21 protein-coding genes and 3 tRNA genes are annotated in these 25,768 nt (G+C 61.1%); 5 read left to right on the top strand and 19 right to left on the bottom strand.

Annotated elements, in window-relative coordinates:
- Positions 1-229 precede the first annotated feature (229 nt).
- The 12 genes from HMPREF3147_RS12055 to HMPREF3147_RS12005 all read right to left on the bottom strand — a co-directional run bounded on the left by HMPREF3147_RS12055 (position 230) and on the right by HMPREF3147_RS12005 (position 15,968).
- Positions 230-856, bottom strand: coding sequence for an ECF transporter S component (locus tag HMPREF3147_RS12055; RefSeq protein ID WP_070448033.1), 627 nt, complete (start codon positions 854-856; stop codon positions 230-232).
- 206 nt (positions 857-1,062) lie between these two features.
- Positions 1,063-5,058 carry a DNA-directed RNA polymerase subunit beta' gene (locus HMPREF3147_RS12050; RefSeq protein ID WP_070448031.1) on the bottom strand — a complete coding sequence of 1,332 codons (3,996 nt, stop codon included), beginning with the start codon at positions 5,056-5,058 and terminating at the stop codon, positions 1,063-1,065.
- Positions 5,059-5,162: 104 nt separating this feature from the next.
- The gene (locus tag HMPREF3147_RS12045; protein ID WP_070448029.1) at positions 5,163-8,642 is read right to left on the bottom strand and encodes a DNA-directed RNA polymerase subunit beta; all 3,480 of its coding nucleotides are present in this window, start codon (positions 8,640-8,642) and stop codon (positions 5,163-5,165) included.
- A 277-nt stretch (positions 8,643-8,919) separates the two neighbouring features.
- The gene (locus HMPREF3147_RS12040; protein ID WP_070448027.1) at positions 8,920-9,876 is read right to left on the bottom strand and encodes a cell envelope lipid trafficking protein PgfA; all 957 of its coding nucleotides are present in this window, start codon (positions 9,874-9,876) and stop codon (positions 8,920-8,922) included.
- Positions 9,877-9,993: 117 nt separating this feature from the next.
- On the bottom strand, positions 9,994-10,338 hold the full coding sequence (locus tag HMPREF3147_RS12035; RefSeq protein WP_186312136.1) for a HigA family addiction module antitoxin: 345 nt from the start codon (positions 10,336-10,338) through the stop codon (positions 9,994-9,996).
- Positions 10,316-10,549 (bottom strand): type II toxin-antitoxin system RelE/ParE family toxin, encoded by a 234-nt coding sequence (locus tag HMPREF3147_RS13050; protein ID WP_246815784.1) that lies wholly within the window; start codon positions 10,547-10,549, stop codon positions 10,316-10,318. Before HMPREF3147_RS13050 ends, HMPREF3147_RS12035 begins: the two co-directional genes overlap by 23 nt.
- A 222-nt stretch (positions 10,550-10,771) precedes the next feature.
- Entirely contained in the window at positions 10,772-11,158 is a 387-nt protein-coding gene (gene rplL / locus HMPREF3147_RS12030) for a 50S ribosomal protein L7/L12 (RefSeq protein ID WP_010189710.1), read from the bottom strand.
- An 86-nt stretch (positions 11,159-11,244) separates the two neighbouring features.
- Positions 11,245-11,766: a 50S ribosomal protein L10 gene (rplJ, locus tag HMPREF3147_RS12025; RefSeq protein WP_070448025.1), complete on the bottom strand. Its 522-nt coding sequence runs from the start codon at positions 11,764-11,766 to the stop codon at positions 11,245-11,247.
- 338 nt (positions 11,767-12,104) lie between these two features.
- Positions 12,105-12,929 (bottom strand): ABC transporter ATP-binding protein, encoded by an 825-nt coding sequence (locus tag HMPREF3147_RS12020; RefSeq protein ID WP_371325750.1) that lies wholly within the window; start codon positions 12,927-12,929, stop codon positions 12,105-12,107.
- The gene (locus HMPREF3147_RS12015) at positions 12,907-13,959 is read right to left on the bottom strand and encodes a FecCD family ABC transporter permease (protein ID WP_070448022.1); all 1,053 of its coding nucleotides are present in this window, start codon (positions 13,957-13,959) and stop codon (positions 12,907-12,909) included. The genes HMPREF3147_RS12020 and HMPREF3147_RS12015 overlap by 23 nt, the downstream gene beginning before the upstream one ends.
- A complete protein-coding gene (locus HMPREF3147_RS12010; protein WP_083276505.1) occupies positions 13,956-15,023 on the bottom strand; it encodes a FecCD family ABC transporter permease in 1,068 nt (355 codons plus the stop codon). The genes HMPREF3147_RS12015 and HMPREF3147_RS12010 overlap by 4 nt, the downstream gene beginning before the upstream one ends.
- A complete protein-coding gene (locus HMPREF3147_RS12005) occupies positions 15,024-15,968 on the bottom strand; it encodes an ABC transporter substrate-binding protein (RefSeq protein WP_070448020.1) in 945 nt (314 codons plus the stop codon).
- A 125-nt stretch (positions 15,969-16,093) separates the two neighbouring features.
- Between HMPREF3147_RS12005 and HMPREF3147_RS12000 the strand changes: the two genes are divergently transcribed.
- The 4 genes from HMPREF3147_RS12000 to HMPREF3147_RS11985 all read left to right on the top strand — a co-directional run bounded on the left by HMPREF3147_RS12000 (position 16,094) and on the right by HMPREF3147_RS11985 (position 21,063).
- Positions 16,094-16,888 (top strand): siderophore-interacting protein, encoded by a 795-nt coding sequence (locus HMPREF3147_RS12000; RefSeq protein ID WP_070448018.1) that lies wholly within the window; start codon positions 16,094-16,096, stop codon positions 16,886-16,888.
- Positions 16,889-17,363: 475 nt separating this feature from the next.
- Positions 17,364-18,380, top strand: coding sequence for a pyridoxal-phosphate dependent enzyme (locus tag HMPREF3147_RS11995; protein WP_070448016.1), 1,017 nt, complete (start codon positions 17,364-17,366; stop codon positions 18,378-18,380).
- Positions 18,377-19,678, top strand: a complete 1,302-nt coding sequence (locus HMPREF3147_RS11990) for an FAD/NAD(P)-binding protein (RefSeq protein ID WP_070448014.1) — start codon at positions 18,377-18,379, stop codon at positions 19,676-19,678. The genes HMPREF3147_RS11995 and HMPREF3147_RS11990 overlap by 4 nt, the downstream gene beginning before the upstream one ends.
- Positions 19,675-21,063 (top strand): type III PLP-dependent enzyme domain-containing protein, encoded by a 1,389-nt coding sequence (locus HMPREF3147_RS11985; RefSeq protein ID WP_070448012.1) that lies wholly within the window; start codon positions 19,675-19,677, stop codon positions 21,061-21,063. The genes HMPREF3147_RS11990 and HMPREF3147_RS11985 overlap by 4 nt, the downstream gene beginning before the upstream one ends.
- Positions 21,064-21,166: 103 nt before the next feature.
- Here the strand turns inward: HMPREF3147_RS11985 and rplA are convergent, their stop codons facing one another.
- From rplA to HMPREF3147_RS11950, 7 genes are all read right to left on the bottom strand, one after another.
- A complete protein-coding gene (rplA, locus tag HMPREF3147_RS11980; protein ID WP_070448010.1) occupies positions 21,167-21,871 on the bottom strand; it encodes a 50S ribosomal protein L1 in 705 nt (234 codons plus the stop codon).
- A gap of 97 nt (positions 21,872-21,968) precedes the next feature.
- Entirely contained in the window at positions 21,969-22,412 is a 444-nt protein-coding gene (rplK, locus tag HMPREF3147_RS11975) for a 50S ribosomal protein L11 (protein ID WP_070448008.1), read from the bottom strand.
- A 165-nt stretch (positions 22,413-22,577) separates the two neighbouring features.
- The gene (gene nusG / locus HMPREF3147_RS11970) at positions 22,578-23,486 is read right to left on the bottom strand and encodes a transcription termination/antitermination protein NusG (protein ID WP_070448006.1); all 909 of its coding nucleotides are present in this window, start codon (positions 23,484-23,486) and stop codon (positions 22,578-22,580) included.
- A gap of 139 nt (positions 23,487-23,625) precedes the next feature.
- Positions 23,626-23,952 (bottom strand): preprotein translocase subunit SecE, encoded by a 327-nt coding sequence (gene secE, locus HMPREF3147_RS11965; protein WP_070448002.1) that lies wholly within the window; start codon positions 23,950-23,952, stop codon positions 23,626-23,628.
- A 25-nt stretch (positions 23,953-23,977) separates the two neighbouring features.
- A tRNA-Trp gene (locus tag HMPREF3147_RS11960) sits at positions 23,978-24,053 on the bottom strand.
- 127 nt (positions 24,054-24,180) lie between these two features.
- Positions 24,181-24,252, bottom strand: a tRNA-Met gene (locus HMPREF3147_RS11955).
- A gap of 34 nt (positions 24,253-24,286) precedes the next feature.
- Positions 24,287-24,362 (bottom strand) — tRNA-Thr (locus HMPREF3147_RS11950).
- Between the two features lie 243 nt (positions 24,363-24,605).
- Between HMPREF3147_RS11950 and HMPREF3147_RS11945 the strand changes: the two genes are divergently transcribed.
- The gene (locus HMPREF3147_RS11945) at positions 24,606-25,727 is read left to right on the top strand and encodes a glutathione S-transferase C-terminal domain-containing protein (protein WP_070448000.1); all 1,122 of its coding nucleotides are present in this window, start codon (positions 24,606-24,608) and stop codon (positions 25,725-25,727) included.
- The last annotated feature ends 41 nt before the right edge of the window (positions 25,728-25,768 follow it).

Raw genomic sequence — 25,768 nt, 5'->3', positions numbered from 1 at the left:
CCCCCCCCCGCCACTCTCCGCAAGAGCTAAATTCGCTTGCGGTTAACGTTGTCCATGCATGTCACAGGTATTCCGACTCCTAAAACCTGTAAATCTGCAGGCCACAGCCGGTTCCAATGTTCATGGCGTTCACGGGTTTCCTTAGGTTGGGAATTCAGGACTTAAATAAGTTTCCCGCCAGTCCCCTTCTTGAGGGGGACTGGCGGGGGTATCAACCTGAGGTTCAAACCTAAGAAGTTTTATAGAACGCCGACCGCACCGCTATGGCGAGTAGGTAGGACACCGGCGCCACGGTCACGACGGTAACGAGGAACTGAATAACTTCGGCGCGGAACTGAATCGCGGCATCACCGGGAGCGAGGTCGCGGGTGACGAAGGTGGCGATTCCGGTAACTAATACAGCCGCAGCGCCAGCGAGTGCCCCGCTGAGAATAGTGAAGCGCGTGTATTTGAAGGCGAAAAAGGCCGCTTCCATGACCAAGCCCGTCGCGATGATTGTTGGCCACCCCAACTGATCAAAGCTCCCAACCAACGCACGGCACAAAATAACGGTCATGACATAGCCCACGAAGGCCGCACCCGGCTTGCGGGTGGTCAAGGCCGCGCACAGAGCACCCATAAACTGCAGCACCCATAAGGCAGAGAGTAGAACCATCAGATTCTCCCAACTGAGGGGCATATCCTCCCCCTCTGCCACTCGTTGAAAAATCGCTGCTTTGCCCCACAGCAGCAATGCGCCCATGAGGGAGAAACCCATGACAACAAGGGCGTCAATCCCTGTCCATGCCTTGCTGCTTTCGGCAGTCGCGCGCGAGGATGAAGTCGAATCGTGGACTTTCTTGTTGGGCTGGGTCATGGTTACGGCCCTTCTTGATTGGAGTACGGGGTCGATTGAGGCTGGTCTAGTAAAGCTGTTTTTGGCTATGCCGTTAGCGCTATTCTAAGCAAAGCCAAATAATCCCGGATACCAAAAAGACCCGCACCTCTTCCCCACCAGTGTGTGGTGCGTGAAGTGCGGGCTTTTTGGTTTCCCTTTGGTGTTCAAGGGCTAAGGACTAGGTCCTAGAACGTGTAGTCCTCCTCCAGCGGAACGGAAGCGCCGGTGAACTCACCGAAGCCATCGTCGCCGTAGATGGAATCACCGTAGGTCGGGATGGAGTACGCAGCATTGCGTGCAGCCTCAGTCGGCTTAACGCTGATGTTGCGGTAACGGGAAATACCGGTACCGGCTGGGATCAGCTTACCGATGATGACGTTCTCCTTCAGACCAATGAGCTGATCCGAGCGCTTGTTGATAGCGGCGTCGGTAAGCACGCGCGTGGTCTCCTGGAAGGAGGCCGCCGACAGCCAGGACTCCGTAGCCAGCGAGGCCTTGGTAATACCCATGATCTCACTGCGCAGCTGTGCCGGCTGGCCGCCCTCAGCGACCTGAGCCGCGTTGACCTGCTTGGCCTCAGAGAGGTCAATGAGGTTGCCCGGCAGCAGGTCGGTGGTACCAGCGTCGATGACGGTACCGCGACGCAGCATCTGACGGATGATGATCTCGATGTGCTTGTCGTGGATGGCCACACCCTGTGCACGGTAGACGGCCTGGACCTCGTCGATGAGGTGCTTTTCCACACCACGGCGGCCGAGGACCTCCAGCACGTCGTGCGGGTCAGCCGCACCACGCATGAGGCGGTCACCGGTGGTGACGTGGTCGCCGTCGCGAAGCGAGCGCTCGATCATGGCGTCCGGGTTGGACTCCATCGGGCGGCGGACCTGAGCCAGGCCCTGACGCTTCGACAGCTTCTCGTAAACGACGTTGTCGGAGCCATCATCCGGGGTGATGGTCAAGGTCCAGAAGTTGCCCTCATCCGACAGGGACACGGTGCCGTCAACGGAGGCGATAGGAGCGCGGTTCTTCGGGTTACGGGCCTCGAAGAGCTCCTGAACACGCGGCAGACCACCAGTAATATCGCCACCGACACCACCCTGGTGGAAGGTACGCATGGTCAGCTGGGTACCCGGCTCACCAATGGACTGTGCGGCCACGATGCCGACTGCCTCACCGATGTCGACCAGCTGGCCGGAGGCCATGGACTTGCCGTAGCACTTGGCACAGACACCGGCCGGGGTCTGGCAGGTCAGCACGGAGCGGACCTTGATTTCCAGAACACCAGCGTTGACGATCGTGCGGCTGAGCTCCTCAGTCAGGTCGGTGCCTGCCTCAGCGATGACCTCGCCGTTTTCATCCTTGATGTCGTTAGCCACGACGCGGCCGGAGGCGGAGGTCTCCCACAGCTCGTGCAGGTCGTAGGAGCCAGGGGCAACCTCGACGCCGAGCGGGACGCGCACGCCCTGGCGGGTGCCACAGTCCTCCTCGCGGACGATGACGTCTTGCGCCACGTCCACCAGACGACGGGTGAGGTAGCCGGAGTCAGCGGTACGCAGAGCGGTATCCGCCAGACCCTTACGGGAACCGTGCGAGTTGTTGAAGTACTCCAGAACCGACAGGCCCTCGCGGAAGGAGGTCTTAATCGGACGGGTGATGTAGTCACCCTTGGAGTTCACAACCATGCCCTTCATACCGGCCAAGGTCCAGATCTGACGCATGTTACCGGCAGCACCGGACTTCACGATCATCGGAATCGGGTTGTCGTCAGGGTACAGCTCCTCGACGGCGTTACCCACGGTGTCCGTGGCATCCTTCCACAGCTCCACCAGGCGGTCGTAACGCTCGCGCTCGGTCAGGGCACCCTGCTCCCAGTACTTGCGCTCAATGCGCTCTGCTTCCTTCTCATAAGACTCGAGAACCTCGGTCTTGTTCGGAAGAACCAGAACGTCGTGCATGGTGATGGTCACGCCGGAACGGGTGGACCAGTAGAAGCCCGCGTCCTTCATCTTGTCCAGAACCTGGGCAACGGTGATCATTGGGTACTTCGCGGCGAGATCATTAATGACGTCACCCAGCAGCATCTTGTTGCCAGCGCCGCCCTTACGGACCATGACGCCCTCGAGGTACGGGTAGTTCCACGGCAGCAGGTCATTGAACATGATGCGGCCCAGGGTGGTCTCAGCGAGCCAAGCCTGACCCTTCTGCCAACCATCCGGGAACTGCTCTGCCTCAATGTCTGATGGCGGACGCAGGTGAGAGATGCGCACCTTGATCGGGGCCTGCAGGCCCAGGACACCGCGGTCACGAGCCATGATGGCCTCCGCGTAGGAGGAGTACACGCCCTGCTCCGGACGGTCTTCGGTGGCGGGCTGGTAACGACCCTCACCGCCGATCTCGTCCTCGGCCTTGTCCATGGTGAGGTAGTACAGGCCGGTAACCATATCGAGGCGCGGCATAGCCAGCGGCTTACCGGAAGCCGGGGACAGAATGTTGTTGGAAGCCAACATCAGCACACGTGCCTCAGCCTGTGCCTCGGCGGACAGGGGCAGGTGGACTGCCATCTGGTCACCGTCGAAGTCAGCGTTGAAAGCCTCACAAGCCAACGGGTGCAGCTGAATGGCCTTACCCTCGACGAGCTTGGGCTCGAAGGCCTGGATACCCAGGCGGTGCAGGGTAGGTGCGCGGTTCAGCATCACCGGGTGTTCGGAAATGGCCTCTTCGAGGACGTCCCACACCTCGGAGCGCTGGCGCTCCACCATGCGCTTAGCGGACTTGATGTTTTGCGCGTAGTCGTTTTCCACCAGGCGCTTCATGACGAAGGGCTTAAACAGCTCCAGTGCCATGAGCTTCGGCAGACCACACTCGTGCAGCTTGAGCTGCGGACCAACGATAATCACGGAACGACCGGAGTAGTCCACGCGCTTACCCAACAGGTTCTGGCGGAAGCGGCCCTGCTTGCCCTTGAGCAGGTCAGACAGGGACTTCAGCGGGCGGTTACCCGGGCCGGTGACCGGACGGCCACGACGGCCGTTGTCGAAGAGGGCGTCAACGGACTCCTGCAGCATGCGCTTCTCGTTGTTCACGATGATCTCGGGAGCACCGAGGTCGATCATGCGCTTGAGGCGGTTGTTGCGGTTGATCACGCGACGGTAAAGGTCGTTGAGGTCGGAGGTGGCGAAGCGGCCACCGTCTAGCTGTACCATCGGGCGCAGCTCCGGCGGAATCACCGGGATAGCATCCAGGACCATACCGGCCGGGTCATTGCCCGAGCGCAGGAAGGCTGCAACAACCTTCAGGCGCTTAAGGGCACGCATCTTCTTCTGGCCCTTGCCGTTGTTAATGATCTCCTTGAGCTCCTCGGCCTCAGCCTCGAGGTCGAAGTTGCGGATCAGGGTCTGGATAGCCTCAGCACCCATGCCGCCGGTGAAGTAATCCTCGTAGCGGTCAACCAGCTCTTCGTAGATGGTCTCATCGATGATCATCTGCTTCGGAGCCAGCTTGATGAAGGTATTCCAGATTTCATCGAGGCGAGCAACCTCGCGCTCACCGCGCTCGCGGATGTGCTGCATCTCCTTGTCGGCAGCGTTCTGGACCTTGCGGCGGGCGTCGGCCTTAGCGCCGGCGGCCTCCAGCTCGGCCAGATCCTGCTCGAGCTTGGCAGCGCGCTCAGCGATCTCTGCCTCGACGTCATCCTCCACGTCCTTCTTCTCCAGCAGCATTTCTGCTTCCAGAGTGGACTGGTCATTGTGGCGAGCTTCCTCGTCCACGGAGGTGATGATGTTGGCGGCGAAGTAGATGATGCGCTCAAGGTCCTTCGGAGCCAGGTCCAGCAGGTAGCCCAGGCGGGAAGGAACGCCCTTGAAGTACCAGATGTGGGTAACCGGCGCGGCCAGCTCGATGTGGCCCATGCGCTCACGGCGCACCTTCGACTTGGTCACCTCGACGCCACAGCGCTCACAGATGATGCCCTTGTAGCGCACGCGCTTGTACTTACCGCAGGCACACTCCCAGTCACGGGTCGGGCCGAAGATGCGCTCACAGAAGAGGCCGTCCTTCTCCGGCTTGAGGGTGCGGTAATTAATGGTTTCGGGTTTCTTGACCTCGCCCTTGGACCAGCGACGGATGTCCTCTGCGGTGGCCAGCCCGATGCGGAGCTCGTCGAAGAGATTTACGTCAAACACGTAATGTCTCCCTTTCATCCCCCGTCAGGGGGGAAGTTGATGGCTTTGAATGTAGGTGGTGTTTCGTTATGCCCGCCGCTGTTGATAGGCGGCGGACCAAGAAGCTAGGCGATGTCTGCGTCGGAGCGCTCGTCGCGGGACAGGTTAATGCCCAGGGACGGAGCGCCGTCCATGTCGTCATCGTCGGAGCCGGACAGTTCCATCGGGGTGCCGTCGGTGGAGAGAACCTCCACGTTCAGGCAGAGGGACTGCAGCTCCTTGAGGAGGACCTTGAAGGACTCCGGAATACCCGGATCCGGGATGTTGTCACCCTTGACAATGGCCTCGTAGACCTTGACGCGGCCGACCACGTCATCGGACTTGATGGTCAACAACTCCTGCAGGGTGTAGGCAGCGCCGTATGCCTGCATTGCCCACACCTCCATCTCACCGAAGCGCTGGCCACCGAACTGTGCCTTACCACCCAGCGGCTGCTGGGTAATCATGGAGTACGGACCGGTGGAGCGGGCGTGAATCTTCTCGTCGACGAGGTGGTGCAGCTTGAGCATGTACATGTAACCGACGGAAACCGGGTACAGGTAAGGCTCGCCGGAGCGGCCGTCGAAGAGGCGGGCCTTGCCGTGCTCATCCACCATGACGTCACCATCGCGGTTCGGCTTGGAGGAAGCCAGCAGGCGAGAGATCTCCTCGTTGGTGGCACCGTCGAAGACCGGGGTTGCGGTGAGGGACTCCGGCGGGACGTCGTACAGCTCTTCCGGAAGGGTCTTGAGCAGCTCGGCGTTGGCCGGGTCCTCGGTGTCGATCTTCCAACCGGCGTGTGCCAGCCAGCCGAGGTGAACCTCGAGAACCTGGCCGATGTTCATACGACGCGGCACACCGTGGGTGTTGAGGATGATGTCCACCGGGGTGCCATCCTCCATGAAGGGCATGTCCTCCGGCGGGAGGATCTTGCCCACAACGCCCTTGTTGCCGTGGCGGCCAGCGAGCTTATCGCCGTCCTGGATCTTGCGCTTCTGAGCCACATAGACGCGGATCATCTCGTTGACGCCCGGGGCCAGATCGTCGTCATCCTCGCGGGAGAAGCGGGAGACGCCGATGACCTTACCGGTCTCACCGTGCGGCACCTTCATGGAGGTATCGCGGACCTCGCGGGCCTTCTCACCGAAGATGGCGCGCAGGAGGCGCTCCTCCGGGGTCAGCTCGGTCTCACCCTTCGGGGTGACCTTACCTACCAGGATGTCGCCCGCGCGGACGTCAGCACCGATGCGGACGATGCCGCGCTCGTCGAGGTCACGCAGAACGTCATCGGAGACGTTCGGGATCTCGCGGGTGATCTCCTCCGGGCCCAGCTTGGTATCGCGAGCATCGATCTCGTGCTCCTCGATGTGGATCGAGGTGAGGATGTCTTCCTCCACGATGCGCTGGTTGAGGATGATGGCGTCCTCGTAGTTGTGGCCTTCCCACGGCATGAAGGCAACCAGCAGGTTGCGGCCGAGGGACATCTCACCGTTGTGGGTACCGGGGCCGTCGGCAAGCACCTGGCCTGCCTCCACACGGTCACCCAGGGAGACCAGCGGAGTCTGGTTGTAGTTGGTGTTCTGGTTGGTGCGCTCGAACTTGCGCAGCATGTAGGTATCGCGCTGGCCCTCATCATCCATGATGGTGATGAGGTCAGCGGTGACGTTCTCCACCACGCCCGCCTTCGGGGTGATGATGAGGTCACCGGCATCGTAGGCAGCGCGCTGCTCCATACCGGTGCCCACGTACGGGGCCTCGGAACGCACCAGCGGCACGGCCTGGCGCTGCATGTTCGCGCCCATGAGCGCACGGTTAGCATCGTCGTGCTCGAGGAACGGAATCATGGCGGTTGCCACGGAGACCATCTGGCGCGGGGACACGTCAACGTAGTCCACGCCGGAGGCGTCGGTCACACCGATATCGCCATCCTTGAGGCGGACCTCGATGCGGTCGCCGGTCAGGGTGCCGTCGGCATCCTTCTCAACCTCAGCCTGCGCGATAGCGAAGCGATCCTCTTCATCGGCGGTGAGGTACTCCACCTGGTCGGTGACCTTGCCGTCCACCACCTTGCGGTACGGGGTCTCGATGAAGCCGAAAGCGTTGACACGGGCGTAGGAAGCCAGCGAACCGATCAGGCCAATGTTCGGGCCTTCCGGCGTCTCAATCGGGCACATGCGGCCGTAGTGCGAAGCGTGAACGTCTCGCACCTCAATGCCGGCGCGTTCACGGGACAGACCGCCCGGGCCCAGCGCGGACAGGCGGCGCTTGTGGGTCAGGCCGGACAGGGAGTTGTTCTGGTCCATGAACTGCGAGAGCTGGGAGGTACCGAAGAACTCGCGGATGGCAGCAGAAACCGGACGGACGTTGATCAGGGAAGTCGGGGTAATCGACTCGGCGTCCTGGGTGGTCATGCGCTCGCGGACGACGCGCTCCATGCGGGACAGGCCCACGCGGACCTGGTTCTGGATGAGCTCGCCGACGGTGCGCAGACGACGGTTACCAAAGTGGTCGATGTCGTCGGTGTGGATGGAGATCATCTCACCGTTCGGGGCCTTCATCTCACGCTCGCCGGCGTGCAGGCGCACGAGGTACTCGAGGGTGACGGCGATGTCTTCCTCGGTCAGGGTCATCAGACCATCGTGGTCTCCGCCCAGGCCGAGCTTGCGGTTGACCTTGTAGCGGCCCACCTTGGCCAGGTCATAGCGCTTGGCGCGGAAGAAGGAGTTATCCAGCAGTGCCTGTGCGAGGTCACGCGTGGGCTGCTCGCCTGGGCGCTGCTTGCGGTAGATCTCCAGCAGAGCCTCATCGGTGTTGGCCACGCCATCGGACTCAAGGGTGGACATCATGAGCTCGGAGAAGCCGAAGCGTTCCTTGATCTGCTCTTCGCTCCACCCCAGGGCCTTGAGCAGCACGGTGACCGGCTGGCGGCGCTTGCGGTCGATACGAACGCCGACGGTGTCGCGCTTGTCGACGTCAAACTCCAACCATGCACCGCGGGAAGGAATCACCTTCACGGAGTGCAGCGGGCGCTCGGTGGACTTGTCGATGGTCTGGTCGAAGTAGACACCCGGGGAACGCACGAGCTGCGAAACGATAACGCGCTCGGTGCCGTTGACGATGAAGGTGCCCTTATCGGTCATCATCGGGAAATCGCCGATGAAGACGGTCTGGGACTTAATCTCCTGGGTGTCGTTATTGATGAATTCTGCGGTGACATACAGTGGCGCCGAGTAGTTGATGTCCTTCTCTTTGCACTCGTCCACGGTGTTCTTCACCGGCTCGAAGCGAGGCTCCGACAGGGACAGGGACATGTTGCCCGAGTAATCCTGGATCGGAGAAAGCTCCTCGAGGATATCCTCAAGGCCGCTCGTCACGCGTGCGTCTTCGCCGCGCTCTGCCTGCTCGCGCTCGCGCCACTCGGGGGTGCCGATGAGCCACGCGTAAGAATCGAGTTGTAGATCGAGGAGGCCCGGGACAGCGATAGGCTCGCTGATTTTAGCGAAGGAGTATCGCTTCGGGGCTCCAGGGATGTTGGCCACTGACTTGGTCTGGCGGGAGACTGCCAAGATGGGTCCTTCCAGTACCTCTGGCGGATTGCGGCCCCACCCTGGCCGGTGAGGTGCAAAACCGCTGGTAGATTTAGCATTCGGTCTGCTGTGGAATGACTGGGTTTAGAATGCACAAAATCACCTTGTCAAGTCGGTTTTACCATCACCGCTCGAAAGGCTAAATGTGCACTAAAGATCCAGATTCCAGCGCAACGAAATAGCCTATAGCATAATGGCAGCCTTGTAAAGGCGAAACGTGCCGTCGGCGTGTCGCTGCGGAGATTCGCACGCGCGGCTAGCGAGAGTGACGGCTGGCGGGACGGCGGAAAGCGCCCAGCGCTCCGAGCAGCACCAGAAGGGCGCCGATGCCGACGCCACCCCAGCGCACCCACTGCCCCACAGCACTCCGCGGGAAGCGCTCTGCTTGCTGGAGCAGCTCCGCGCGGGATTCCTCATCAGTGGCACCGTTGAAGGCGAACTGCACCTCGCGCTCGTTGCCCTCGCGGTCGGCCCAGTAGTCCTTGATATCGACGTCCATGCCCACGACGAGTCCGGTGGCTTGGTCTACAAAGAGGTCCCGTGTTGCGGCGTGGAAGAGGTAGCCCTGCTCGGTGGATCCATCCTCGTTGCTCAGCGTGGTAGTCGTGTTCCCAGCATAAAGGGTAGCCACATTGGTGGGCTCAACCTCCTGGTGGTAGCGGTAGACCGTGCGGCCATCGATGTCGAGGGATTCCTCAAAGACGGCATCCGCTGCCTTGCGCAACACTGGGTCAAAGACCGGGTAGGTGGTTTGCTCGGCATCGGCGGGCAGCTTCAGCCAGTAGCCTTCGACGGGAACTTCCGCCGTGGGCGAGCCCATGGTGTGGGAGAGTACCGCCGCGCCCGTGGCCTCACCGCTGAGGCGATCGGCGGGATAATTCCACACGCGCGCAAAGCTCAAGTCCTCCACGTTGCCCGTGCCACCGCGGATGGCGGACTCCCCCACTCGCAGCGTTGCGGTGTCCTTATCCGCCGGATCCTGGATGTCCATGTTGAGCTGATAGGTTATCGGCCCCTCATACTGCGTAACACCCTCAGCGGACAGCGCCTGCGAGGTGGCGCTCTCATCCTGCATCGTCCACGTGGTGTCCTCGATGTCCAGCGGCAGACGCGGGCTAAAGCTCAAGAAGCTCGAAGCCGCTAGGCCAGCTGCGATCAGCGCAACGCCAAGGCCGAGCAGGAGGACGGAGAAGATGCGGGACTTGGGCAGCATGGTGGCTTATCCTACCGACTCGTTTGTTCAAAACACATTTCCCTGGAGGGTGCGTTTCAGATTTATGGGGCGCTGCGGGGCGACCCTTACCTCGCATTGAGCGCAAGTTATCTCTTTCTATGAGTGAGAGTCGGCTTCTTCTTTGTGATTCCACGGGACGATGGCGCTGACATCCGTAGTCTGGCGAGCTTTCCACAGATCGTATTCCTCTTGAAGCCCGAGCCAGAACTCCGCGGAATTCCCAAAGTAGGCCGACAAACGCAAAGCCATATCGGCACTGATACCGAGCGCACCGCGAGTGATTTTGGAAACTTGGGAACGAGTAGTGCCAATGTCGTTGGCCAGGCGATACTGGGTGATACCGCAGGGTTTGAGGAATTCTAGGAGAAGGACTTCTCCAGGATGCGGAACGGGAACGACATCAACATGAGTATGCGCGTCAGTGGTAGTCGATAAAGTCAACGTCAACAGCTCCTTCGGGTGTCCACTTGAATATGATGCGCCACTGCGAGTTGACGCGAATTGAGTAGTAACCACCAAGGTCACCCTTGAGCCGCTCCAACCGGTTTGCTGGTGGAATCCGAAGGTCCGTGACATTTACAGACCGCCCAATCATAAGTAACTTGCGGCGCACTACCGAGCGCAATTCCGATGGAATATATCGCGGCGGCACACCATCCTGATGGAACCGCTCGAGACTTCTACGCCGAAATTGCACACTCCAATAGTGTCTCTTTTTGACCCTAGTATCAAGACTTGACACGAAATGTTTAGAATCCGCCGGGCCATCGGGGTTCCGGCAAAACGGGAACAACCCCGCACCGCGTACAAGCGGAACGGGGTTGTTGGCGCGCAGCGAGTGTGCTGCGCGGGAAAGCTGAGTAATTCAGGTGAATTACTTGAGCTCGACGGAAGCGCCAGCCTCTTCGAGCTTAGCCTTAGCAGCCTCAGCGTCGTCCTTGGAAGCACCCTCGAGGATAGCCTTCGGAGCACCCTCAACGAGCTCCTTAGCTTCCTTCAGGCCCAGGCCGGAGACGATCTCGCGGACAGCCTTAATAACGCCGATCTTCTTAGCGCCAGCGTCGGTCAGAACGACGTCGAACTCGGTCTTCTCTTCCTCAGCGGCACCGCCGGCAGCCGGGGCACCAGCAGCAACAGCAGCAACCGGAGCAGCGGCCTCAACGTCGAAGACCTCCTCGAACTCCTTGACGAACTCGGAGAGCTCGATGAGGGTCATTTCCTTGAAAGCTTCAATGAGCTCGTCCTTGGTGAGCTTAGCCATGATTGGCATCCTTTCTCATTGTTCCTGGCCGCGCTAGGCAGCCAGATAAGTGTGTGTGTTTAAGTTGTGCGCCTGTAAGTGGCGTCTTAAGCTTCCGCAGCCTTCTTGTCCTGCAGGGCCGCAGCGGTGCGGACCATCTTGGTTGCAGGAGCGTTGAATACGGCGGCAGCCTTTGCCATAGAACCCTTCATGGCGCCAGCCAGCTTTGCGAGGGTGGTCTCGCGGTTGTCCAGCTTGGCGATGGCCTCAACCTGGTCGGCAGACAGAGCGTTGCCGTCCATGTAGCCACCCTTGATAACGAGTGCCTTGTTGTCATCAGCGAACTTGGTGATGACCTTCGCAGCATCCACTGCCTCGCCCTTGATGAACGCAATAGCGCTCGGGCCAGTCAGGTGCTCGTCAAGACCCTCGATGCCAGCTTCGTTGGCAGCGATCTTGAAAAGGGTGTTCTTGGCGACGGAGTACTCAACGTCAAAACCGAGGTTGGTACGCAGCTCCTGGAGCTGACCCACGGTCAGGCCACGGTACTCGGTCAGCACGATGGAGTTTGCACCCTCGAGCTTCTCCTTCAGTGCCGCCAGGTCTGCGGTGTTCTTCGGGTTTGCCATTTTCTACTTCGCCTCCTTTCGAAACATCTCTTGTGTTTTCCGCCGGGGCCTTCCCTACTCCGCTTGCCCGATGGACAACCGAAATAACAAAAGCCCCGTGCAAGAGCACAGGGCGCGCGCGGAAATCCGCGCTCATTCGCAAAGTGTCTCCTGCGTGGGCCGCCCTCTAGGATGAGGAACCTTCGATCCGGGTATCCGGATGACCGACGGTCTTCGGTGAACTTTGACTCGGCCTCAGCGGGCCGTTCAAACTTCGCTAGGTACTTTACAACCCGACCTGTCACAACTCCAAATCGCTCCGCTGGGAGTTTCCTACTCGAGCTCGTGTATGAGCATGTCTAGTCACCGAGCACCCCACGCGGAACGATGACAGGGGCGTCGCCTCGCGGGTCATCCCAGATTTCCACATCGATGCCATACGCGGCTGCCAGCACGTCTTTCCGCAACGCTTGGCGGGGACTTCCCTGCGCGATGACCTCGCCGTTGTTCATGACCACCATGGTGTCGGAGTACTGGCCGGCCAGCATGAGATCGTGCAACACGACGACGACCGTTTTCCCCGAGTCGGCTTGTTTGCGCACGAGCTCTAAAACGCTAATGGCGTGGGCTGGATCGAGGAAGGTGGTGGGTTCGTCGAGAAGCAGCACTGGCGTGTCCTGCGCCAAAGCAAGCGCCAGCCACACGCGCTGGCGTTGGCCGCCCGAGAGCGCCGCGATGTCACGGTCGATGAAGTCAGCAATACCAGTCTCCACGCAGGCCTGTGCGATGACGTCGCGGTCCTTCGCGGACAGTCCCCGCCCGCGGCCCAGGTGCGGGTAGCGGCCGCGCGCGACGAGCTCGCCCACCCGCAGCCCATCCGGCGCCATCGGCTGCTGCGGAAGGAGCGCCACGTGGGCAGCTGCTTCCTTCGGGCTCATAGCGTGCACGTCTAGCTCGCCGACGTGCACGCTCCCCCGCCGCGGGCGAAGAATCTTAGACAAGGTCTTCAACAGCGTGGACTTGCCGCAACCATTCGGTCCAATAAGCGTGGTGATTTCACCTGGGCGGGCCACCAAGTCAACGCCGGACAGGATGTCTTCCCCGTCCTTATAGCCGGCATGAATACCGGTAGCTGTAATTTCTCTGTCTTTCACAAGCTTTTTATCCTCTCCGCCGTGCGGCATTCCACACCAAGATGACCAGGGCACATCCTCCGATGATGGAGGAGACAGCGCCCACTGGAGCGTCCATCGGCAGCATTCCAGCAATGACAGCGCACGCGCTCAACAAGGCGGCGCCGGCAGCGCAGGAGACCAGGGGCACCGGCGTGGGTGTTCGGGCAACAATGCGCCCCATATGCGGGGCCAGAAGCGCGATGAAACCAATGGGGCCGGCCACGGATACGGTCACCGCGCAGATGCCCGTAGCTGCGACCAGCAGCAGCGCGCGTGTTCGCGTGATGTTAACCCCGAGGGAAAGGGCCGAGAGATCATCATGCGCAAGAAGCGGCAACTCCCGAGCACACCACAGGCCAAGCACCACGAAAGGCGCCAACCCCACGAGCAAAGGAAGAATGACTTCCATCCGCACGAAACCCGTGGTTCCCGCCAGCCACAGCTGGGATTGCGCCGCGCGGAGGAGCTCGGCCGCGCGCAAGAGATACGCCACCAGCGCTTGGAACAGCAGGGAGAGCGCGATTCCGACGATGACGATGCGGTTGCTCGTGCCGATTCCCCCCAGCGCCACCAGCAGGATGGCTGCTAGCACGGCGCCCAGCAACGCGAGCCCGGCCCTCCACCAGAACATGGAGAGCCCGTCGGCGAGCAGCGGCCGGGAGACTACCGTTCCGAGGACCACCATGACGGACGCGCCACCAGTCACGCCAAGAATGTCGGGCGAGGCCAACGGATTGCGCGACATTGACTGCGTCCACGATCCCGCCAGTCCGAGCGCGGCACCCACGATGAGGGTCGCTAGAGCTACCGGCATGCGAAGGTCCCAGACAACGCGGATTTCGCTTCGGCTTCCGCCGCCGTTGAGAATCTCCAGGACCCGCCCCGGGCTCAAGGCCACAGGCCCCTGGCCCAAAAGGAGGACATAGGAGCTTGCTGCGACCAGAACAAAGAAGCAGGTCGCTGCCCATATCCATGTCCGGCGCTGCCGCTCTTGGGAACGCAGTTGCTTGACGACGTCCCCCTTCTGCAACCCCCTCATAGCTTGTGCTCCCCACGGTGTACGGCCCAGATGAGAAATGGTGCGCCCACAAAGGCCAAGACGATGGACATCTCCAGCTCAGAGGGACCTGCGATGAGGCGGCCGAGAATATCCGCAGTGAGTACGGAGCAACCACCGAGCAATGCGGCCGGTGCAATCATCGCGGTAACTTCTGGCCCCGTGAACCGGCGCAGCAGATGGGGGATAGCGAATCCGACGAAAGCAATGGGCCCCGTCGCCGCGGTAGCGCATCCTGCTAGGACAACGATGCTCAAGGCAGCACCGCGCCGCGTCAGCGTGGGCGAGCCACCTAAAGCAACCGAGGATTCCTCCCCCATTGCCAGAAGATCGAGCGGGCGCGCCACACGTGCGGCGATGATAAACCCGATGAGCAATCCGGCACCTGCGATGGCGACATCCTCTGGGCCGCGCCCGAACGTGGAGCCAATGGTCCACCGGCGCATGCTGTCGAGAACATCCGTGGAGTACAGGCCGATCAGCATGGCGCCAGAGCTCAAGGCGGCAGCAACGCCTGCGCCGACTAGAACCAGCGTCAGGGGATCCTGAAACCGCCGGGATACGCCCAGTACTAATGCTGTGGCCAAGCCAGCGCCGAGAAGGGCGAGCGCTGTCCGTATCCCGGTTGAGGTGGCGACACCTAACGCCGTCCCGAGGGCAACCAGGAACGAAGCTCCCGCGGTAATACCGATGAAGCCCGGATCGGCCAGGGGATTTCTAGTCCAGGACTGGGCGATTACACCCGATACCGCGATGGCCGCACCAGCAAAGTAGGCCACGAACGTGCGGGGAATACGCAAATCCCACACGATGTTCTCGATATCTGCTTCGCCTCCGCGGAGGAGCGCAGACAACAGATCCGGCAACGGAATAGCCCTCGAACCCACCGCCAATGAGCACAGCAAAAGGAGGAAGGTCGACACAACTAGGGCCGTGGTGAGCAGTGCGCGGCTTCTCCCCCGCGAATCCAATGCGGCTGTCTCACCGCCGTGGCGCGCACCCGCAGCACCGTGGATAGCCTCAGCCTTCCTCGGTAATGCGAGCACTTAAAGCTTCTCTTCGAACTTGTCGACGGCCCACGGAATAGTCAGCGGGTTCGGCATGCTCATCGCATTGCCGGTGTCCGTGTCCAGGTAGCGAACACGGCCATCCTTGACCACGTCGAGGCCCTGGAACGTGGAGTCCTTCTTGAGTTCATCGGCCGCGCCGTTGTAATCCAAGACGAACAGGTAGTCCACGTTGTTGAGCTGGGAGTAGTTTTCCGGGGCATAGTCCACGAAGAAGCTGGAACCATCACCCTGCAGTTCCTTCGGAATGTCAAAGCCGAGGTTCTCAATGAACTGGCCGCGGCCGTCTTCTGCTGTGTAGAGGCCCAGCTTCCCCTCATAGGGCATGACGATGGCTGCGCGCTTGCCCTGCAGCTCCGGGTGGGAGTCCTTGAACTGCTCAAAGGCGTCCTCTGCTTGGTCAATGAGCTTCTCCCCCTCCTCTTCCTTATCCACGGCAGAGGCGATGGTCTTAACTTGCTCCTCCCAGGGAATCTGCCAGTCTTCGAAACCTTCGGGCTTCACGGTCAGCGGGGCGATATCCTCGAGGGATTTCTTCGCCTCCTGATCCACAGCTTGGTTCACGGCGATGATCTGCGTGGGATCCGAGGCCGTGACCTGTTCAAGAACCTCTGCCGTGAAACCGGAAGCGGTGTTATAAATCACCTCGGGCTGGGCGTCACCCAAAAGTTCCTTCGCCCATGGGCCAACGCCGGAGCCATCACCGTCGCCTTGCGAACCCCAGGGCGCTACGGCAACCGGAGTGATTCCGAGTGCCAGCACGGTATCGGCATCACCGAGCCCCAGGCTGGCAACGCGCACCTCCTCAGCACTGTCCGCACCCGCACTGCCCTCGCCACTTCCGCGCGAGCACCCCGCTAAAGCAATCGCTGCCGCTGAGACAATAGCGAGCACTGCTTTCGCGCGCCGGTTGATAGCAACCATGGAATGAACCTTTCCTTCACAGGGAAGCGGCACGCACATTAACGCGCCCCCTAACTTATTTGAGGCTAGCCTAACCTGCGCGTTATGATGGTTTCAAATTTGACCTCTACCTAGGATCAATTCCCTTGACGCATCACCGCCTACTTCCCGTAACCCTCACCGGGAACACCCGCCTCAAGCCGCGACTGCACCGTTTAACTTTTCACTCGCCGGCCTTTAGTGACTACCCCTTAGCCGGACCTGACGAGTATTTTGGGCTCCTCATGCCCCAAGACGAGCAGGATTTTTCGCCCTTCCCGGTCGACGATGCCAATGTTCGCGCCGCCGTCACCCGATTGCCCGACGACATTCGCCCAGCATTGCGCTGGTACACCATTCGCAAGCTCAACCAAGAAGCGTGCACCATCGATGTCGACGTGGTGACCCATGGCGATAATGGCCCGGGTTCACACTGGATCCTCAATGCCCAACCCGGGGATACCGCCGGAATATATACCGGGCAAGCACTGTGGCAGGCCCCTAGGAAGTCACAACTGTTACTCGCGGATGCCTCTGCTCTACCGGCACTGTGGCACATCCTCGAGCACTACGAAGCCTTCTCACCGGAAATCTTGGATGCAGTCGACGTCGTTGCCATGATCACAGACGACGATGAAGTTGAAGACGGCTTGGAGGAGACGTGGCGCGGCAAGGTCCGCTCACTCACCATGGTCCTGGCTCCACACGACGAACACTGCACACGCGCCAGACAACTTCTCGGCTCCCGCTTCACCCCCGATACCGCACCAGATTCGGTATGGGTTGCCGGTGAAGGGGATCTCGCAAAAGCTGTGCGCTCATTAGCCGTGCATGACTGGGGCGTTCCGCGCGAAGAGGTCATCTGGTCCGTGTACTGGATGAAAGGGAGGCCGCGGCCTTAGAGCAGTCTTCGCCTCTAGAGCCTGCCGCCTGGGGCACAGGGACCAAAGCAATGGCACCTTATGCAAAGGAGCGCATGCATTCACCTGGGCTTATCTCGATTCAGCGCTGCATATGGTGTCTTTAGTCTGGTCCCCCTTCCCCTCCTCCAGTCAGGTGCCTCAGCTGCGCTGGGGGCTAAAGCGCGCTGGGCCTAAAGTCTCCGCACGCAGGACAACGCGGGTCCCAGTGAAATCTGGGACCCGCGTTGTAAGGGGTCTTGTCTATCAGGCGGTTTCTCACGCCGCCCGCCCTGCAAGACTCAGGGTGTTCTCTCTATCTCTCATGCGCCTCTCTCAAACGCACGAGATTATTATGCGGCACGTTCCTTGTAATCCCATACCACCAACCTGCCAATTGCCTGTTAGTGAGAAAAGTGCCGTTACCCTACACAAATCCAGCACTAGACACGGGAAAAGCCGCAGGCAGAGGTCTACCATGGGGCTAATGATGAACCCACGGATTCATTCTCAAGCCCAACCACCTATTGGCCATACCCCGCTGATGCGCGTGGACGCCATTAATCCCCGTACCGATGTGCACCTCTATCTCAAGCTAGAGCAATTCAACCTGGGCGGATCCGCCAAGGACCGCACCGCACGCGCACTCATCCAAGCCGCGCTTGACGCCGGCGACATAGGCCCCGGATCCACCCTGGTGGAGTCTTCCTCGGGCAACCTCGGCATGGCACTGGCCCGCCAGGCCCCACTTGCGGGTATGAAATTCCACTGCGTGGTCGATCCGCGCGTCAATTCCTCCACCGTGGCCACGATGCGGGCCTACGGCGCCCACGTAGAATTGCTGGATCACCCGGACCCGGAAACCGGCGATTGGCTCACCGCTCGCCGCACCCGCGTGGCCGAGCTTCTAGAAGAGATCCCCAATTCTTTCAATCTCAACCAGTACTCCAACGAGGCCGCCTTTTACGCCCACGCCGAAGGCACGATGACGGAAATCGTGGACCAGCTCGGACAGGCACCCACCCACTTGCTCGTCGCTATGAGCACCACCGGTACTCTCGGCGGCTGCGTGCGAAAGCTCACTGAGCTTGGCGCGGATACGGAGACCATCGGTGTCGATGCCGAAGGCTCCGTGTTGTTTGGGGGCCAGCGCGGCACCCGCATGCTGCCGGGCTATGGTGCTGGCATTGTCACCGATCTATCCACCAAATTCTCGCCGTCCTCAGTAGAGCGTGTGCCCGATCTGGATGCCATTGTGGCAGCCCGTCGCCTCGCCCAGGCCGAAGGCCTTCTGCCTGGGGCCTCCGGTGGCGCGGTTATCGCGGCATTCCAGCGTCTCGCGCCTACCCTTCCGGCCGGTGCAGAGGTCGTCGCCGTACTCCACGACGGTGGCCAGCCTTACCTCGATACCATCTACAACGATTCCTGGGTCTGCGAGCACTTCGATATCTCTCCTCCCGAGCTCGCCGCGCGCGTCGAAGGGGATTCAGAGTGAGCCCGCAGGAACCTTCCCGCCACATCGCCATCATCGGCGGCGGCCCACGCGGGCTGTGGGCCGTAGAAGAACTCATCGAGCGCGCCCCCATCCCCGTGGATATCACCGTCTTTGATCCCTACCCCGCCGGCGCCGGCGCAGTGTATCGCCCGCAGCAGCCGCCGCAATGGCGCCTTAACGTCAATTGCGCCATCGTCACCACCGCACACGATAGCTTCAACGCTTGGCGTACCCGCCGCGGGGAATCCGCTACCGATGCCTTCCCGCCGCGCGCGCAGGTAGGGCAATTCCTGGCCGATACGTGGGCTGCTGCCCTGCACCGCGCCCCGCAGCACGTGCGCATTCGACACCTACCCCAGCGTGTGCGTTCGGTGTCTGCCGCTGACGACGGGTTCATCGTCGATGGCTCGCCCTTCGACGAAGTCCTCGTCTGCACCGGCCACGATCACCTCCACCCCGGTGCCTTAGTCCACGAGCCTTCCCGCGTTCCGATCACCGGACTCTACTTCGGCGCCGATTTGCCCAGCGCCCCGCGACGGATTGGGGTGCGCGGTGCTGCCTTGAGCTTCATCGATGTCTGCCTGCTGTACGGCGATACCGCCGAGCTCATCTTCCCGGTGAGCCGCAGCGGGCGTTTCATGGAGGTCAAGCCCGCCCCGGGCACGCCGCAGCCCGAGATCCCGGCCGACGTAAGGCGCGCCTGTGCCGGCGTGCACAATGCCGATGATTTGCGCGACATCCTCCTGGCGGCCGCCGGATCGATGGGTGAGTTTTCCACCGGGGACCTCGCTGCAGTGCTCGACGGCCACGACTTTTCCGGCGATGCCGTCGCGGAGCTGGATGCCTCCCTCCGCGCCGCCGAGGGCACCGGGCCGCTTACCCCGGCTGCGGCTGTAGGCGCGGCGTTTCGGGGGCTCTTTCAAGAATGCGTTGAATGGCATAAGACTCATGGCGCCATGCCCGGCTTCCGTGAGCTCTCGCGCACCCTCGAGCGCGTGGCCTTTGGCCCACCACCGGTCACCGCGCGGCACCTGCTCGAGCTCATCCGCACAGGCGTGGTAGATACCCGCTACCTCGCCGCCCCGGACCAGATAGACCACTGGCGCGAGCAGGGTGGCATTGATCTGCTTATCGATGCCACCGTAGCTCCCCAAGCCATCCCCACCCCTTTCCACGATGTCCCCGGCGTCGTGGAAATCGGCCGCATGAATGAGCTTGAGCTTCCCGGCCATGACTCGTTGAACCGTTCCGTGCACGATGACATCCCCCGTTGGGCGGAGAAAGTAGTAAACCCATGACCAACCACACCACCCCGTTACCCGTTCATGGCACCGTTGCGCTGCGCGCGCGGTGGGAAGAGTGGATGACGGAATTGGTGGGCGACCCACAGCCAGTTTCCCGCCTTACCTCCGAGTATGGCTCGCCCGTTAATGTGCTCAACCCCGCGCCGCTGCGCCGCAACGCCCAAGAGCTCCTCGATGCCGGCGCCTCTCATGGCGTGGACACACAGGTATTTTTCGCTCGCAAGGCCAATAAAGCCTTGTGCTTCGTCGATGCCGCCCGCGAGGCTGGTCTGGGCGTGGACGTCGCCAGTGAAAATGAGCTGCGCCAAGTGCTTAACCGTGGAGTCGCGCCCGAGCGGATTATCCTCAGCGCGGCTATTAAGACCGACGCGTTGCTGCGACTAGCTATCGACCGCGGAGTCACCATTTCCTGCGATTCGCGAGCGGAAGCCGAGCGCATCGCTGCCCTTGCCAAGGCCCTCAACCACACCGCGCACGTCGCACCGCGCCTTGCCCCCAACCCGGATAACCTTCCGCCGACGCGCTTCGGTGAGCTCCTTCACGCATGGCAAAGCCATGCCTGGCCCGAAACCATCCACACTGACGGCGTTCACGTACACCTGCATGGTTATAGCGAATCGGACCGCCGCACCGCACTCGCGGAGGCCATCGCCCTCATCGAGCACCTCCGCTCGGCCGGCCAGCCTGCTTCCTTTATCGATATCGGCGGCGGTGTTCCCATGAGCTACCTCGAATCCCGCGAGCAATGGGAGTATTACCAGCAGCGCATCGCAGCCCAGCGCGCCGGCACCGGTGAGCCTTTCACCTGGAAGTCCGACCCGCTCTCAAATACCTACCCCTTCTGGCAAACACCCACCCGCGGCGAATGGTTGGACCACCTGCTTTCTGGTGAGGTGGCCGGGTTTGGCCCCACCGGCCGTGCACTGCGCGAGCGGAATATTTCTCTTCATTTGGAGCCGGGGCGCAGCCTGCTCGATGGCTGCGGCATCATCCTCGCCGAGGTCAGCTTCCTCAAAGAGCGCTCCGACGGCCTGCCCCTCATCGGCGCAGCTATGAACCGCACCCAGTGCCGTACCGCGGCGGATGATATCTTGCTCGACCCGCTCCTCGTGCCCACTGCCGGAGACCGCGGTGCGGTGAGCCGGGAACCGCGTACCGGGTTCGTGGTGGGGGCCTATTGCATCGAAGATGAAGTCATCCTGCGCCGCGAGCTCGATTTCCCGGAGGGCATAGCGGTGGGCGATACCCTCGCTATCCCCAACACCGCCGGTTACTTCATGCATATTTTGGAATCTGCCTCTCACCAGATTCCGTTAGCACGCAATGTCTACCTGGACGCAGACAGCCGAGGCTGGGAGCCAGACGATATCGACGCTTAACAATCCCCGCCGCTATCTGCACGGGACTGGCAGGGCATAGGAAAAGGGCTCCGAGGATAAAGCTCGAAGCCCTTTGTCATTTAGCGCGATGCGCTCGACCGATTTACTCGGTGTAGTTCTTCTCCACGGAAGCGTCGACCGGGATGCCCGGGCCGGAGGTGGTGGAGATGGTGACCTTCTTGGCGTAGATGCCCTTAGCGGAGGCCGGCTTCAGGCGAATGATCTCGTCGTACAGCGCGCCGTAGTTCTCAGCCAGCTTCTCAGCATCGAAGGAAGCCTTGCCGATGATGGCGTGCAGGTTGGAAGCCTTGTCAACGCGGAAGGAAATCTTACCGCCCTTGACGTCAGCAACGGCCTTGGACACGTCAGCGGTCACGGTGCCGGTCTTCGGGTTCGGCATGAGACCACGCGGGCCCAGGACGCGGGCAACGCGGCCAACCTTGGCCATCTGATCCGGGGTAGCGATAGCAACGTCGAAGTCGATGTTGCCCTCGTTGATAGCAGCGATCAGCTCTTCGGTGCCCACGATGTCGGCGCCAGCAGCCTTCGCAGCCTCAGCGTTGTCGCCCTCAGCGAAGACAGCCACGCGGACGTCCTTACCGGTGCCGTGGGGCAGGGAGACAGTGCCGCGAACCAGCTGGTCAGCCTTACGCGGGTCAACGCCGAGACGGAAGACAACATCAACGGTGGCGTCGAAGTTCTTGGAGGAGGTCTCCTTGGCCAGCTTGGCGGCCTCGATCGGACGGTACAGGCGGGAGCGGTCTACCAGCTCAGCGGCAGCCTTGTATGCCTTGGACTTGGTGCTCATAAGTGCAATTCCTTTTCTTGGATTGATGTGGTGTTAGCGGGCCGAAGCTGGCCCTGCCACGCGCGATACAGAACGTATCGCGCATTAAATCGAATTTTTACTTAGCCGGGACGCCGTCAACGGTGATGCCCATGGAGCGAGCGGTACCAGCAACGATGCGGGCGCCGTTCTCGATGTCACGAGCGTTGAGGTCCTCAAACTTGGTCTGTGCAATCTCCTTGCACTGATCCCAGGTCACGGAGCCAACCTTGTCGGTGTGCGGAACGCCGGAGCCCTTCTTGATGCCAGCGGCCTTGAGCAGGAGCTTAGCTGCCGGCGGGGTCTTCAGCTTGAAGTCGAAGGAGCGGTCCTCGTACACGGTGATCTCCACCGGCACGACGTTGCCGCGCTGGGACTCGGTCGCAGCGTTGTAGGCCTTGCAGAACTCCATGATGTTGACGCCGTGGGCACCGAGTGCCGGGCCGACCGGCGGAGCCGGGTTAGCAGCGCCTGCCTCGATCTGGAGCTTGATCAGGCCAGTGACCTTCTTCTTGGGAGCCATCGAATTACCTCTTTCCTGTGGTACCGGAGTGCCGCCACGATGAATAACAGCGCCCCGTCCGGATGCTCACGCATTGTGGGCCACCGGAGGATGAACGTTTCAAGATGCGCAAAAGCGCACGGCGTTCAAGTCTAGAACACCGTGCGCCCAGCTCAAAATCGCTTTTTAGGAGATGCGCTCGATCTCCGTCGGGGACAGCTCCACCGGGGTCTCGCGGCCGAAGATGGACACCAGGCCCTGCATCTTGCCGGTCTCTGGGTCGATCTCGGAGATGGTGGCGGAGACGGAAGCCAGCGGGCCAGACAGGATGGTGACGGCCTCGCCCACCTCGAAGTCGTGCGCGTAGGCCTTGGCGGCCTCCTTCTCCGGCATGGCCACAACCTGCTCGCCCTCGGAGTCTGCTGCGGAGTCCTCCGGAGAGACCGTCGGATCGTTCGGCATGAGGAACTTAGCAACGTCGCGGATCTTCACCGGGGTCGCGTTGCCCTCATTGCCCACGAAGGAGGTCACGCCCGGGGTATCGCGGACGACGGACCAGGCGGCGTCGTTAAGCTCCATGCGCACCAGCACGTAGCCCGGCAGCAGCTTGCGCTTGACTACCTTCTTCTTGCCGTCCTTCTTTTCAATGGCCTGCTCGACCGGCACAACGACTTCAAAGATGGAATCCTCCACCTCGAGTGTCTGGGCACGCATATCGAGGTTGGTCTTCACCTTGTTCTCATAACCGGAGTAGCACTGGATGATGTACCACTGGCCCGGCTGCTTCTTCAGCTCGCGGGTAAAGGCGCGCAGGCGGGACTTGTACTCGGCGTCTGCGGCAGCGGCGGCGTCTGCCTCAGCGCTTGCCGACACCTCCCCTGCACCCTCGCCTTCAGCCTCATCCGTGACGCCACCGAGAGCAGCCTCAGCGGCCTTGGTAGCAGCTTCCTTTTCGGCAGCTTCCTTCTCCTCAGCGGACAGTTCCTCCTGCGGCTGCTGGGATTCCTCAGTAGCCTCGACCGCTTCGGCGGCCTGTTCCTGGACGTTATCGATCATGGCCTGCTCGAGGGAGGTGCCAGTGTTTTCTTCGCTCATTGTCTGCTACTCCAAATTGGTGTTCATTCTTCCAGTCCCCCACCAGGGTACTCGGCGGGACTAGGGCAAAAAGTATCCCGCCGTTTCCCCTAGTCGAGCTAGCGGGAAGGCGGCGGGATGAAAGTATGAAATTAGTGTACTAAGGCGCGAGGATTGCTTCAACTCCGAGGCCGGTCAGCGTGTCCACGCCCCACACCAGAGCGGTGAGGACGATAAGAAAGGCGAAGGTCACCAGAACGTACTGAAGCATTTCCTTGCCGGTAGGCCACACGACCTTCTTCATCTCAGAGACGACTTCACCCGGGAAGGAGCCGACGGATCCGCCGAAAGAATCTTCCTTCTTATCCTCGACGCGCACGACGCGCTTGTCGGTGTAGGAATCAGTAGAGGTGGTCGCTGCGCCAGAGAGCTGACGCTTGCCGGTTGGGCGCGGAGCCCCGGTGCTCGGCTGCTTTTCCTCGCTCACGGCGATTCCCTCCTTGGAAGTGATGTGGCAGGGGCGACAGGACTCGAACCTGCAACCTACGGTTTTGGAGACCGTTGCGCTACCAATTGCGCCACGCCCCTCTGCGTGCCCTTTTGGGACAACGCACAACCCTACCAGAACGGTGATTCCCCATGGAAACCACGTGCCGTATAAGGCTGGGAGTCGGTAGTGAAAAAGCGCCCATATGCGGGCGCTTTTCTTTCCCGGTAGCGATGGCGAGAATTGAACTCGCGACACAGCGATTATGAGTCGCTTGCTCTACCACTGAGCTACACCGCCATATTCACTTTCTGAAAGCTTCCAGAAACATGAATGGAGCCCCCTGACAGAATCGAACTGTCGACCTTTTCCTTACCATGGAAACGCTCTGCCGACTGAGCTAAGGGGGCACAGCCTCTTAGAGTCACGGAGTTTCTTCCGCTGTGCTCTCGTTGAAGCCTTGAAAAGATTAACCCGAAACGCTTAAACAACACAAATCGCCAGTACGACAATGGTTTTTGCGCACTTTTCAGGCACCTAAACTCGCACACATCACCCTTGCACCACTCTCGCGGTAGACCCCCCTACTCCAGGCGCACCAAACCCAGCTATTGTTGACGTATCAAAGACTTTATGTGCTCTAGGGAGGACACATGAGCTCTGGTACCCAGAAGCAGACACCGAAGGACTGGGCCGGCGACGCCCAGAATGCCTCGACGGACGGCGAATTCAAGCGAGACACCAACTACATCGGCGACCGCATTCTTGCCTCGGTCACCGGTGACGAACCACAGCCTTCCGTGGCTGGTAGCGGCGAGGCCCTCGACTGGCCGGTGCAGCCCCACCGGTATCGCCTCATTGCTGCGCGCGCTTGCCCGTGGGCGCACCGCGCGGTCATCGTTCGGCGTTTGTTGGGACTGGAAAATGTCATCTCCTTAGGCCTGGCGGGCCCCACCCACGACAAGCGCTCCTGGACTTTCGACCTCGACCCCGACGGGCTCGACCCCGTCCTGCGCATCCCCCGGCTGCAGGATGCGTATTTCGCGCGCTTTCCTGCCTATCCGCGGGGCATCACGGTGCCAGCCATTGTGGAAGAGTCCAGCGGCAAGGTTGTCACCAACGACTTCAACTCCATGGTGCGGGACTTCCAGACAGAGTGGACCGACTTCCGACGAGAAGGCGCACCCAACCTGCTGCCGCCGTCCGAGCAACAGGAGGAGATGGAGGAAGTCAACAACGTCATCTTCAGGAAGCTCAACAACGGCGTGTATCGCGCGGGATTCTCCGCATCCCAGGAGGCTTATGAAGAGGCCTATGCGGATGTCTTCGAGGTCCTCGACTGGCTGGAGGAGCGGCTAGCCCACCGCCGCTTCATCATGGGTGAGCACATCACGGAGACCGATATCCGGGCATACACCACCTTGATCCGCTTTGACGTTGTCTACCACGGCCACTTCAAGACCAACCGGAATAAGATCAGCGAGATGCCGAACGTTTATGGCTACTTGCGCGAGCTATTCCAGCTCCCCGGTTTCGGCGATACCACCGACTTCACCGAGATCAAGCAGCACTACTACATCGTCCACCGCGAAATTAATCCCACCCAAGTCGTACCGGCCGGTCCCGACCTTAATGGCTTGGCACAGCCCCACGGCCGCGATCATCTGCAGGGTGCTCCCTTCGCTGAAGGCACCACCCTGCCGGGGCCGTTGCCTGAAACTGAGCGGTTGAAGAACCCCACGGATTTCCAGCGAGAGCTGTTCTCCTTGGATTAGACCCTGAGTCACCCGGAGATCGAAAAATCCCGCAGACTCAT

Source organism: Corynebacterium sp. HMSC05D03 (assembly GCF_001807205.1).
GTDB lineage: Bacteria > Actinomycetota > Actinomycetes > Mycobacteriales > Mycobacteriaceae > Corynebacterium > Corynebacterium aurimucosum.
Note: the sequence above shows the minus strand (reverse complement) of the source record. Positions and strands in the feature narration are given on the sequence as shown.

What these genes read in the sequence shown, in the direction of transcription:
- HMPREF3147_RS12055 (WP_070448033.1), bottom strand. Translation starts at nt 856, where the DNA reads ATGACCCAGCCCAACAAGAAAGTCCACGATTCGACTTCATCCTCGCGC.
- HMPREF3147_RS12040 (WP_070448027.1), bottom strand. Translation starts at nt 9,876, where the DNA reads ATGCTGCCCAAGTCCCGCATCTTCTCCGTCCTCCTGCTCGGCCTTGGC.
- rplL (WP_010189710.1), bottom strand. Translation starts at nt 11,158, where the DNA reads ATGGCTAAGCTCACCAAGGACGAGCTCATTGAAGCTTTCAAGGAAATG.
- rplJ (WP_070448025.1), bottom strand. Translation starts at nt 11,766, where the DNA reads ATGGCAAACCCGAAGAACACCGCAGACCTGGCGGCACTGAAGGAGAAG.
- HMPREF3147_RS12020 (WP_371325750.1), bottom strand. Translation starts at nt 12,929, where the DNA reads ATGCCGCACGGCGGAGAGGATAAAAAGCTTGTGAAAGACAGAGAAATT.
- HMPREF3147_RS12015 (WP_070448022.1), bottom strand. Translation starts at nt 13,959, where the DNA reads ATGAGGGGGTTGCAGAAGGGGGACGTCGTCAAGCAACTGCGTTCCCAA.
- HMPREF3147_RS12005 (WP_070448020.1), bottom strand. Translation starts at nt 15,968, where the DNA reads ATGGTTGCTATCAACCGGCGCGCGAAAGCAGTGCTCGCTATTGTCTCA.
- HMPREF3147_RS11995 (WP_070448016.1), top strand. Translation starts at nt 17,364, where the DNA reads ATGGGGCTAATGATGAACCCACGGATTCATTCTCAAGCCCAACCACCT.
- HMPREF3147_RS11985 (WP_070448012.1), top strand. Translation starts at nt 19,675, where the DNA reads ATGACCAACCACACCACCCCGTTACCCGTTCATGGCACCGTTGCGCTG.
- rplA (WP_070448010.1), bottom strand. Translation starts at nt 21,871, where the DNA reads ATGAGCACCAAGTCCAAGGCATACAAGGCTGCCGCTGAGCTGGTAGAC.
- rplK (WP_070448008.1), bottom strand. Translation starts at nt 22,412, where the DNA reads ATGGCTCCCAAGAAGAAGGTCACTGGCCTGATCAAGCTCCAGATCGAG.
- nusG (WP_070448006.1), bottom strand. Translation starts at nt 23,486, where the DNA reads ATGAGCGAAGAAAACACTGGCACCTCCCTCGAGCAGGCCATGATCGAT.
- HMPREF3147_RS11945 (WP_070448000.1), top strand. Translation starts at nt 24,606, where the DNA reads ATGAGCTCTGGTACCCAGAAGCAGACACCGAAGGACTGGGCCGGCGAC.